We start from the raw sequence: 8362 nt of genomic DNA, 5'->3' as shown, positions 1-8362 counted from the left end.
AAAGGGTTTTTTATTTTTGACAATTACGCTGAAATACCATGCATTAAACGTTTCAACATATCTAACAAAACTAAAAAGCGGCCAACTGTGTTTTTAGTTTTATTAGAAGTAGACTTTATGTCTTATGTCAATCCTCATGCATACATGGCTATCATAAGCGGCTGTTATGATAGCTCATGCCGCGTATAGATCTTTATACATGTGAGTTGCGCTTCAGGCCATATACTTGAAATTATCGTTTTAGAACGAATAATTTTTCCATAATACTCTAACGTCTCGCTCAGGGTCGTTAACAATTTTAGAATCAGTATCAAATACCATCGTTGCCCGATCTGCTAGTCGATAGTTATCCCATGGTGCTTGTCCAGAACGAGCAAACTCGATCCAGTTTCGATGCATGGTATCGGCAAGCTTTTGCGATGGTTGATCGCCAATAAAGCTTTTGGCTTGTTCACTATCAAGAGCGTTAAAGGTAAAAGGCACATCCACAAAATGCGCGGCGCCTAACTTTCCATCAAAGGCTGGTGAAAACCACGAAAAGTTATAATGCCAGACTTTATTGCCATTATTAACCAAGTGCTCAGCAATATGGACTGCAGGCATCCGAAAGGTATAATCAGACTGAATGTCAGCAAAGCTATCGCCAATAGATTTTTTATTCTTAATTGGCGCGTAAACATCACGCGATGCCCCACTCAAAGATAAATCACTCAACAACTGCGATCTTTGTGTTGCAGGAATTTGGTCGATAGCACCGCCTGGAACATAATACAGTCTAGCTTCTTCATCCGTACTACCCACGATAACGGGAATGGCTGGATCTGTATTGTTCGCCAAATCTCTCATAGGTGACTCTTTGATGACATCTCCATCAGCAACAGGCAAAAACGCTGTTCCACCCCAAGACATCATACCCCACTGGTCTCGATTCTTTATAGTGTTGCCGATATCAATAACTTCAGTGACTAACGTTTCAAGAGGAATTTGAGAGATATCGCTTATTGTTGTTGATACACCCAGCTCTTTAGCAAAAGTTTGGCTAACTCGATCTGCTTGCTCCATGGTCATAAATTGCATTGGTGGGCTTTGCATTATTGCTTGTTGAAAGAGACCTTTTGCCTTATCTGTACCCAAAAGTATGGCGACGCTTTCAGCACCTGCTGATTGACCGAATAAAGTAACGTTCTCTGGATTACCGCCAAAATTGGCAATGTTTTTCTGTACCCATTGTAGTGCTGCAATTTGATCGAGAATACCTCTATTATCTGGCGCACCATCTAAATGCATAAACCCATCCACACCAACTCGATAATTCACAGTAACGACAATCGCGTCGTTTTTTGCAAAGCTAGTACCGTTGTACGCCTTTTCTCCTGCATCTGCCCGAATAAAAGCGCCGCCTGGTATCCAAACCATTACAGGTAGCTGCTTATTTGATTGTAGAGCAGCTGTTGGTGCCCATATGTTTAAGGTAAGATCGCCTGCAGCACCGACAAGTTCAACCGTCTGCTCTCTTCCTGGCTGCGGAACTGGCGCTGTTTTTTTTGTGGCGTCCAAGACTCCTTCCCACTTTTCATACGCCTGAGGAGCTTTAAACCTACGCGCTTTTGTAAAAGGATCATGAGCATAAGGAATACCATAAAATGACGTAACGTCGGCATTCACTTTACCTTGAACGTCACCTTGATGAACAGAAACCGTCATCTGCTGTCCTTCTATATCGTTATTCGCTGCAAATGAAGACGCCATATTAAAGCTTAAAATTATGACTGTCGCTTTGCAAAACCTTTTTACCATATGGTTCAAAGTCATCATTATGATTCCTTTTTTTGTTTACTTGTCTTTCTTATGAGAGTGGTAAAAGTGGATACCCAGCCTGAAGCTTACTGTTTCTTAGAATAATACCGTGCTCTGATCAAAATTTTTATAAGATAAACGTAAGGGTTTAATAATATTATGGTGAGCGCATATACGACTAGAAAAATCAGACTAACGATTTGAGATGAAATGAAAAAGTAATATCTAACCAAACTGAAAAGCAGACAATTGCGTTTTTAGCACTTGCTGGGAGTAAACCTTGTGCCCTTTGTCACATCCTGCTGCACCCACCGCTATCATAAGCGGTAACAAATGCTCCTCTGCCCCTAATGGATGTGAGTCAAGCGCGTGAGGAACATTTTTCCAATTGACCAATGCCGCAAGTCGTTTATTCGAATCTGCTGATTCTACGGTATTCGTTAGCCATTCATCAAAACGCTCTGACGGTTCAGTAAAACTGGTATCGCCATAACCGCGCATATTATGAAAGCTCATGCCGCTACCGACGATTAGCACCCCCTCTGTACGTAATGACGCCAGTGCTTGACCAGCAGCTAAATGCAATTGTGGATCTAAATCATGACGCAAAGATAGCTGCACCACTGGAATATCTGCCTCAGGGAACATTAGCTTAAGCGGTATAAATACGCCATGATCAAACCCGCGCTCCGCATCTTGTTTATTACCTACTCCTGCCTCTGTCAATAGACTACTGACTTGCTCCGCCAATGCTGGCGCGCCTAAGGCTGGATAATTCAAACTATAAGTATGCTCAGGAAAGCCATAATAATCATAAATGAGATCAGGTTGTTTACTAGAAGTAATACCAAATTCAGCCGTCTGCCAATGTGCACTAATGATTAAGATAGCCTTTGGTCGCTCAGGCAAACGATCAGAAATGCCCTTTAAAAACGTTGCCATCTCATGCCACGTATCCGAGGGTTGCCAATCCATAAAAAAACAAGGCCCTGCGCCATGCGGTATAAATAGTACAGGCTGGCTGACTGGCTCATTAGATAAAAGTGTTGTCATGGCTTTCCCCTTGTTGCTTGTCTTAAATGGCTATTTTCAAATGGCTCTATTCACTAAAATTGAATGACCCCCTTTACAATGATGAAACCTAGCCTAATTTTTCTGATAATACTTTATCCATACTGAGGGAGCCGCCACCTTGGATGGCTAAAGCAAGTGTAGCTACCATCAATGTTAATGCATATTCATAACCACCATTATCAGCAAATAGCCCATTACTGATATGGACAGAAAAAATAGCCACCAACATGGTAAAGGCTGCGGCTAAAGCAGCTGGTCTGATTAGCAAACCTAATACCAGAGCCAGACCACCGAAGAACTCAGCACCGCCTGCGAGTATCGCCATTAAGTAGCCAGGCTCCATACCCATACTGCTTAACCATTGAGCCGTACCTGACAGTCCGTTACCACCGAACCAACCAAATAATTTTTGGGCGCCATGGGCTGCTAAAATCAGGCCAACGGGCACACGAAGCACTAAAGCCGCCACTCCGGCTTTTGATGACAAAATAGTATCTAATAATGATGATTTCATTGATGCTTACTCCATAAGGTATGATTAAAATAAATAGTGTCGAAAATGATATAAGCACACTTTACTATCAACACTATAAAAGAGTAAGCTCAGTTATATTGAATAATTATCAACATACTGTTTATAATTATTCAATATTGAGAGAAATATAGGAATAAATATGGATAGAATCGATGCCATGCGCGCTTTTGTAGCGGTAGTGACAGAAGGCAGTTTTAGTAAAGCCGCTATTACGATGCAGCTCTCGCCGCAGCTAGTAAGCAAATATGTAGCAAAGCTAGAGGATGAGCTGCATACTCGCCTGCTCAACCGCACTACGCGCAAAGTCAGCCTGACTGAAGCTGGCAGTCAATACTTTACGCACGCGCAGCAGATTTTATTGAGTATTGATGAGATGGCATCGCAGTTAGGCGGCTTACAGCAGCATCCTAAAGGCGTCTTGCGAATCAGTGCGCCCGTGTCCTTTGCCCTAAAGCATATGGCAAAGCTCATCACTGATTTTCAGGCGCGCTATCCGTCAGTTACCGTTGATCTGCAATTGAGTGATCGAAAAGTAGATATCGTTGAAGAAGGGTTTGATATTGCCCTGCGTATCGGACAGCTCCAAAGCTCGTCGCTTATCGCCAAGCAGATTGCTCCGATTCGCGTGGTGTTATGCGCCGCGCCCGAGTACCTCAAAGCTCATGGCACCCCTAAGCAGCTTGAGGATTTAGAGTCGCATCGCTATTTGCATTATAGCTATATGAATGTCGAAACTAAGGGTCAAATCTACAAATACCTAAAGACCAAACAATTCAAAGAACGTAGCGTTTTCCATAGTAATAATGGCGACGTACTCGTTGAAGCAGCTATTGCAGGCGGAGGATTGATATTACAGCCGACTTTTATTGCTAGCGAAGCGTTGAGTACGGGCAAGTTGGTGGTAGTGTTGCCAGAATATGAACCTAGCCCTTTAGGCCTGTATGCCGTCTATGCCCATAGAAAACTACTACCTCACAAAGTCAGATGCTTTATCGATTTTATGACCGACTACTATGGCACGCCGCCGTACTGGGATGAGAATATAGCGCACGCGCCAAACAACTAATTACTCACCATACAAAAATCTGTTTCGTAGCATAACTAACATAATTGACGTAATTAACAGGTTTGGTTTTATACTCCGCCCGCGCCGCGACTGGATGCTTCACTATTTTCAACCAATATAGCCGCTGCTGTTTTTTTGAGTATCGCCCACTGTTCGTCATCGACATAGATACCCTCTTTCCATGCGCGCTGATGGGTTTCAAACAGCTCGTCTGTCGATATTTTACGATCGAAATGCTGGATATCATGTTCGATATCGAAGTTTTGAGTCGCAATCTCGATGACCATATCATTGGTATTGTAATTTGACTGTGCCTTGTCAAAAAAGTAAAGGTCAGGATAGACAAACCCTTGATTCAATGTAAATAACGTATGCTTAGGCACAGAGCCATTGTCCCATTTGGCCAAACAAGCATAGCCTTTGGCCGCCAGCCCTACTAGCTCGCTATAAGCCAGCCAGCGGTTATGACAGTTCTGCAAATAAATACGAAAGTGTGCTAAATCACCCATTTTTTCAAGCGCGTAATCGATGATCGTCGGTAAATGACAAGCCAAGCTACTACCGTGCAAATCTAAACGCATCGCCTTAGCATCTTGATGGACGATATCAATTGGCGTATCGCTCTCGGTTAGAATATACGGGCTAGCATTGTTAAAGTGTCTGACGCCATCCAAGCCTGCCATCTGTAATTCAGCAACCATCGTAGCGATTACATCAGCCTCCCCAACTTCTCGATGCATCCCAGTAAAGGCTTTATACACCATTGCTACGATTTCATTATGCGATACGATCATGAGTCAAACCTCCCTGCTCTGTCGACAAATCTGGTAATAAAGGAAACAGCCATTCATCACTATGCACTTCTGCAAATAAAGGTGCGCCTTGGAACAAGGTGATTCGTACCCAGCGATCTGATCTCGGATCAAACTTGGTTGCACCAAACATAGACAATTTACACCGTAACAGATGCATAGGTAACGCGTCTTTGTGTAAGACATTCATCTGAATATCACCCAACTGTTTATGCCCCATTGTCCAAACACGGCGCGCAATTGAGCGGTACTTTGGTTGATTTAGAATAAACTCAGATATCAATTGCTGAGCGTTGACTTGTTTAAGCGCGAAGTACAGCTTGTTTGCTTGCCTTGCGATGTCTAGTGCAAGCTCACGATCTGCGCCTACTTCTTGCCCACGCACACCTAGGCGTGGCTCTTCTTTATCCACTGAACGATACCAAAACCAATGACTATTATCAGGCTGGCTAAAATCAATATTAATAGCCCATTGATAGTGGCTCTCCAGTACATCAATCAAATCTTGAATCACCTTACCCTTCGGTAGCGACAAAGTTTCATCGGCATTTATTTTCTCCTGAAACGCATCAACACGCTCAGGATATAGCTCCATCAAGCAAGAAATGATGACCTCTTGGCTCTCAAGACTCAAATCATGGTGCGCTTGCAAGAACTCCGCCCATGTCACATAGTGATTGATAGTAGTCATCAAGTTGTTTTGTAGTACCATTAATTCTGTGACGACCGTTTCATTGAGCTTTATTTGCTGCTCATTGATGGTGACAATCTCGCCAAAATGCTGAATAGCACGTTTGATTAAACTGGCAAAATGCGCCGTTTCTTTGGGTTCAATCTGACAAGTCAATGTCGCTTGCAGTGCTTCCTCACGGGTGGTCAGCCATTGATCAACCACGCAAGGATGATTAATCAAATACGGCGCCATACCCAAACCAGTGGCATTACCAATCCCCAAATAACGCTTAATCTCTGGATGCAGTGCAACCGCTTTACTACCGCCCTTTTTCTGCGCCAGATAATCGACCCAGTCTAGGCTAAACTCACGTAGTAGATACACGGCACACATCTGCGCGCGAAACGATTGGTCAAAGTCTGCGCTATGGTCTAACGGTTTAAAATCATAAATACCAAATTTACCATTGCCATAGACCGCAGTGGTACGCAAGATATAACCGACTTGCGCTAACACCTCTAAATCTGGTTGCTGACCGGCAGCGAGTGAGCTCACAATATGATCAAAGACTCGTACGCTCTTATTTGCGCGTGCCAGCACCATCAACATGTTAGAATTGCGACCTGCTTCTTGCAACGGCACATTGGCTTGTAAATTATCCAGTAACTCTCCGCTTATCTCGCCAAACACCAGACCAAATGTCACATCCCATTTTTGGGCAATGACTCTATCGTTACGCTCTTCATCAGCCAGCTCGTTGCAGAACACCACCAGATGATATAGATGCTCTGGCGTATGTAGACGATAGATAACTTTGCCATAACCATTCTCATCTAAATCCCACAAATGAGTACTGAGCGTCCATTTTTCTTTATCAATCTTGCGTAGTAATGTACGCACAAAGCTAATACGGGTTTGATGCATCGCACCCAATCTTTGGGCATCCATAATCACATCACGAGTACGAAAACCTGTACCCAGTGAAGGCGGTTTGACATCGATACTTTTATTATTCGCATTATTTGTATAAACCATATTCATAATTTCACTACCTTACCTAATATATCGAGCCAGCAGCTTCGTTAACAATGTCAATGATAATATCTATCGGTAAATAAGAAATCAGCAGTATAGATAGTGGCTGGTTTAGTATTTACCGTTTGGTGATCAATAACTTTAGTCCATTTTTTGCGCCATACTGTCTTTAGACATTTTTTCTGTAGATCCTTTCTTTTCTGTAGACGCTTTAGCGAGTTCTTCTTCGCTTATTTTGTGTCTTACCTCTACCTTGTTAGGACGATACAAGTCTTGCTCTCGTGCCATTTTTTGTGCGATTTGTGGACCATTCCATAATGAAGGCAGCAGGACGAAAGAAACTGGCACTGCCGTGATGACGATAAAGGATTGCAATGCGGTCACGCCACCTGAGCCAAGCGAGATTAAAACAATCGCCGTCACACCCATCATGATGCCCCAAAAGGTACGAATCATGGCGTTTGGTTCACGCTCGCCACTGATGACCACGCTGATGGTATAAGTCATCGAATCGCCCGTAGTAACGATAAACACTGTGGTTAAAATTAAAAACAATATCGAGGTAATCAAAGGAAATGGCAGTTGCTGCGTGACGGCTAATAGCGCACCTGGCAAATTAAAACCCTCAAAGGCACTACTCACACTACCTGGATTGGCAATCTCAAAAGCCAGACCAGAGCCACCAACAACGGTGAACCAAAAGCAAGTCACGAGCGGCGCAATAATACAGACGGTGGTAATCAATTGGCGAATAGTGCGGCCACGTGAAATACGAGCGATAAATATCGCCATCATCGGACCGTAACCCAAGAACCAACCCCAAAAGAATACCGTCCACCAGCTCAGCCATCCTTCATCACCGCGAAAGGTCGCCATTGGAACGAAGTTGTCAATCATCGTACCCACACCTTGGATATAACCATTGACAATAAAATTGGTCGGTCCGAAGAGTAAGATAAATACCATCAGTGCAAACGCCAACATAACGTTGAAGCGGCTAAGTAGCTGCATACCGCGTGTCAGGCCACTGATCGCAGACAATGTATAGAGCGCGATAGCAAAGACAATGATAATGAGCTGGGTAGTGAAAGTATCAGGGATACCAAACAGGGTGTTCAACGCATAACTGGTCTGCAAGCCTAAAAAACCAATGGGGCCGATAGTACCAGCGGCAACGGCAACGATACAGCAAGCATCGATGACTGCGCCTGTTTGACCCGTCAGCACACGCTCACCAAATACTGGATACAGCAACGTACGCGGCTTCAACGGCAAGCCCTTGTCATAATGCAGATGCATAATCACAATCGCGGTTAAACTACCTACAATCGCCCACGCCAAAAACCCCCAATGCATAAATGATTGAGACA

Annotated in this window: 8 protein-coding genes; 2 read left to right on the top strand and 6 right to left on the bottom strand. The window is 43.7% G+C overall.

Annotated features, from left to right (window positions below; genetic code table 11):
• The coding region (locus B2863_RS11135; RefSeq protein WP_296210528.1) for a hypothetical protein at positions 1-189 on the top strand (189 nt) is incomplete at its 5' end.
• A gap of 51 nt (positions 190-240) precedes the next feature.
• Here the strand turns inward: B2863_RS11135 and B2863_RS11130 are convergent.
• The 3 genes from B2863_RS11130 to B2863_RS11120 all read right to left on the bottom strand — a co-directional run bounded on the left by B2863_RS11130 (position 241) and on the right by B2863_RS11120 (position 3385).
• Positions 241-1749, bottom strand: coding sequence for a carboxylesterase/lipase family protein (locus B2863_RS11130; protein WP_296210526.1), 1509 nt, complete (start codon positions 1747-1749; stop codon positions 241-243).
• Between the two features lie 273 nt (positions 1750-2022).
• Positions 2023-2850, bottom strand: a complete 828-nt coding sequence (locus B2863_RS11125) for a DODA-type extradiol aromatic ring-opening family dioxygenase (protein WP_296210522.1) — start codon at positions 2848-2850, stop codon at positions 2023-2025.
• 88 nt (positions 2851-2938) lie between these two features.
• Positions 2939-3385 carry a DoxX family protein gene (locus B2863_RS11120; RefSeq protein ID WP_296210518.1) on the bottom strand — a complete coding sequence of 149 codons (447 nt, stop codon included), beginning with the start codon at positions 3383-3385 and terminating at the stop codon, positions 2939-2941.
• Positions 3386-3545: 160 nt separating this feature from the next.
• Here B2863_RS11120 and B2863_RS11115 point away from each other — a divergent pair, with 160 nt between their 5' ends.
• Positions 3546-4472, top strand: coding sequence for a LysR family transcriptional regulator (locus B2863_RS11115; protein WP_296210516.1), 927 nt, complete (start codon positions 3546-3548; stop codon positions 4470-4472).
• A 68-nt stretch (positions 4473-4540) separates the two neighbouring features.
• Here the strand turns inward: B2863_RS11115 and B2863_RS11110 are convergent, their stop codons facing one another.
• From B2863_RS11110 to B2863_RS11100, 3 genes are all read right to left on the bottom strand, one after another.
• Complete coding sequence (locus B2863_RS11110) at positions 4541-5266, bottom strand: DUF3726 domain-containing protein (RefSeq protein ID WP_296210513.1); 726 nt, start codon at positions 5264-5266, stop codon at positions 4541-4543.
• On the bottom strand, positions 5250-6998 hold the full coding sequence (locus B2863_RS11105; RefSeq protein ID WP_296210511.1) for a hypothetical protein: 1749 nt from the start codon (positions 6996-6998) through the stop codon (positions 5250-5252). The genes B2863_RS11110 and B2863_RS11105 overlap by 17 nt, the downstream gene beginning before the upstream one ends.
• Before the next feature lie 135 nt (positions 6999-7133).
• Positions 7134-8362: BCCT family transporter (locus B2863_RS11100; protein WP_296210509.1), on the bottom strand; the 1229-nt coding region annotated here is incomplete at its 5' end.

The organism is Psychrobacter sp. UBA3480 (assembly GCF_002377945.1).
Lineage (GTDB): Bacteria > Pseudomonadota > Gammaproteobacteria > Pseudomonadales > Moraxellaceae > Psychrobacter.
This window is presented reverse-complemented; position numbering and strand designations above follow the sequence as displayed.

Bases quoted from the DNA above. Each gene is read 5' to 3' on its own strand.
- B2863_RS11130 (WP_296210526.1), bottom strand. From the start codon at position 1,749: ATGGCGTCTTCATTTGCAGCGAATAACGATATAGAAGGACAGCAGATG.
- B2863_RS11125 (WP_296210522.1), bottom strand. From the start codon at position 2,850: ATGACAACACTTTTATCTAATGAGCCAGTCAGCCAGCCTGTACTATTT.
- B2863_RS11120 (WP_296210518.1), bottom strand. From the start codon at position 3,385: ATGAAATCATCATTATTAGATACTATTTTGTCATCAAAAGCCGGAGTG.
- B2863_RS11115 (WP_296210516.1), top strand. From the start codon at position 3,546: ATGGATAGAATCGATGCCATGCGCGCTTTTGTAGCGGTAGTGACAGAA.
- B2863_RS11110 (WP_296210513.1), bottom strand. From the start codon at position 5,266: ATGATCGTATCGCATAATGAAATCGTAGCAATGGTGTATAAAGCCTTT.
- B2863_RS11105 (WP_296210511.1), bottom strand. From the start codon at position 6,998: ATGAATATGGTTTATACAAATAATGCGAATAATAAAAGTATCGATGTC.